Consider the following 2,350-nt stretch of genomic DNA (forward strand, 5'->3'; position numbering starts at 1 on the left):
CCGGACGAGATCCAGCGCGAGCTCGACAACAATGCGCAGGGCATCCTGGGCTACGTCGTGCGTTGGATCGACCAGGGCGTCGGCTGCTCGAAAGTGCCCGATATCAACGATGTCGGCCTGATGGAGGATCGCGCGACGCTGCGCATCTCCTCGCAGCACATCGCCAACTGGCTGCGCCACAAGGTCTGCTCGGAAATCCAGGTCAGGGACTCGCTGCAGCGCATGGCGGCGATCGTCGACCGCCAGAATGTCGGCGACCCGCTCTACCGCCCGATGGCGCCCGACTTCGACAATTCCATCGCCTTCCAGGCCGCCTGCGACCTGGTGTTCAAAGGGACGAGCCAGCCCAACGGCTATACCGAGCCGGTACTGCATGCGCGGCGGCTGGAGCTGAAGGCGCGGGACAGGCAGGGCTCCGCCTGAGTCTGCCGGCTGGTCGACGGCTGCGGCCCTTACGCGCCTTTGCTTGGCCGCGACAGGAACACGTCCGTGTGCCTGACATGCGCCGGTGTGTCGCGAAACGGCGCGCAGGGCCTGAAGCCGAATGCCTCATACACGGCGATGGCGCTTTCCATGTAGAAGATCGTCTGGATCAGCACCGTGCGGGCGGGGCCTTTGTCGATCTCCGTCAGGACCGCGCCCATCAGCGCGCGGCCTATGCCTTGCCCCCGGAAAGCGGCGTCGACGAAGAACCTGTGAAGTTCAACCGTGCTTTCGCCGAACGGATCGAAGGCTAGGCAGCCCGCCGGCAGGCCTCCGGATCTGGCGATGAACGCCATCGCATCCGGCGCGCCGAACTGCGCGGCCAGCTGCGGGCCGCTTGTTTCGGGATGGAACGGAGCCCTCACATCCGCGGCCGAGACGCCATGCGGCGCCGAAGCGTCGACGTCCCATTGCGCGAGCTTGCGGCAGAGCCCCGCCAGTGTCTCGAAATCTTCGGCGCTGCGCGCCGGCAGAACTGAAATCATCCCTCGCCCCCGCGCGGATCGGCTCCAACATACCACGCGCAATTTCCGGACGCGATTGCGCGTTCAAAGAGTTGTAACGCCCAGGCGGCCACCTCGCAAACGCTTGACGGATGCGTATCTACCTTCTAGTAGGTAGGAAATCAAATCGAAGGAAAGTTAACATCATGTCTGCACAAACGAGCGGTCAAGGCCGCGCCAACTCCTCAAACGGTTGGCTCAAAAGCTATTACTATCTGCGCTTTGCCGTATCGGCAGCCTGGGTCCTGGCAGCCTTCACCGTCGCGAAGATGGTGCCGCCGCTGGCCGCCGTCATGCTGATCGCCTACCCGCTGTGGGACGCGCTTGCGAACTACCTCGACGCGCAGCGCAGCGGCGGTCTCGGCCGCAACAGGTCGCAGCTGCTCAACTTCGTCGTCAGCATCGTCACCGCGATTGCGGTTGCCATCGCGCTTGGCCACAGCATGAACGCGGTGCTCGCGGTCTATGGCGTCTGGGCCGTTTTCTCCGGTGCGTTTCAGCTTCTGACGGCGGTTCGTCGCTGGAAGACCAACGGCGCCCAGTGGGCGATGATCCTGAGCGGCGCCCAGTCGGCGTTGGCCGGTCTCTTCTTCATCAAGATGGCGGGCGGCGCGGAGGCCATCGGCATCGCCAATGTCGCGCCCTATGCCGCTTTCGGCGCCTTCTATTTCCTGGTGTCCGCCGTCTGGCTTTCGGTGAGCGACCTGCTTCGCAGGTCGCCGCAGGCCGCGCGTTGAGATTTCTGCCGCCGGAGATTAGAGCAATTCCAGGAAAAGTGTGCGCGGTTTTCCGGCAGGAATTGCGTCAAAACAAGGAGATAGAGCGTTTCGCCGTTTCCGTGAAACGGTGAAACGCTCTAGGCATGCTTATGGACAGGCCCTCGAATACAGCCGACGACATCCTGGCCGCCGCGCGACGCTTCATCGTCGCCGGCGGCTATAACGGCTTCAGCTACGCCGATATCGCCGAGGTGGTCGGCATCCGCAAGGCGAGCATCCATCATCATTTCCCAAGCAAGGTCGACCTCGTGCAGACCCTGGTCAGGCGCTACCTCGAGGATGCCGTGACGGGCATGACGGAACTTGAGCGCAATGTGCCTGAGCCGCCCGAGCTGCTGCGAACCTATGCCGGCTTCTGGGCCCAGTGCATCGAGGACGCGAGCAGGCCGTTTTGCGTCTGCGCGTTGCTGGCGAGCGAGCTTCCGGTTCTGCCGCCCGAAGTTGCCGCCGAAGTGCGAGCCTATTTCCGGTTTCTCTCGGGCTGGCTGACGGGTGTTATCGAGCGCGGCGCCGAGCAAGGCACATTGACGATCGCCGCCGCGCCGCGCGTCGAGGCCGAGGCCTTCATGGCGACCGTGCACGGGG

The 2,350-nt window shown here is 64.1% G+C and carries 3 protein-coding genes and 1 pseudogene; 3 read left to right on the forward strand and 1 reads right to left on the reverse strand.

Features of this window, described 5'->3' with window-relative positions; translation table 11 throughout:
- Positions 1–423 (forward strand): annotated as a pseudogene (locus EOA24_RS34610) (malate synthase G); the annotation flags it as partial.
- A 29-nt stretch (positions 424–452) separates the two neighbouring features.
- On the opposite strand, the gene EOA24_RS34615 reads toward EOA24_RS34610, so the two are convergent.
- Entirely contained in the window at positions 453–968 is a 516-nt protein-coding gene (locus EOA24_RS34615; RefSeq protein ID WP_126080253.1) for a GNAT family N-acetyltransferase, read from the reverse strand.
- 164 nt (positions 969–1,132) lie between these two features.
- Here EOA24_RS34615 and EOA24_RS34620 point away from each other — a divergent pair, with 164 nt between their 5' ends.
- Positions 1,133–1,723, forward strand: coding sequence for a DUF308 domain-containing protein (locus EOA24_RS34620; protein ID WP_126080252.1), 591 nt, complete (start codon positions 1,133–1,135; stop codon positions 1,721–1,723).
- Between the two features lie 131 nt (positions 1,724–1,854).
- On the forward strand, positions 1,855–2,350 hold a 496-nt coding region (locus tag EOA24_RS34625; RefSeq protein ID WP_133374780.1), incomplete at its 3' end, for a TetR/AcrR family transcriptional regulator.

This window comes from Mesorhizobium sp. M2A.F.Ca.ET.039.01.1.1, assembly GCF_003998035.1.
Lineage (GTDB): Bacteria > Pseudomonadota > Alphaproteobacteria > Rhizobiales > Rhizobiaceae > Mesorhizobium.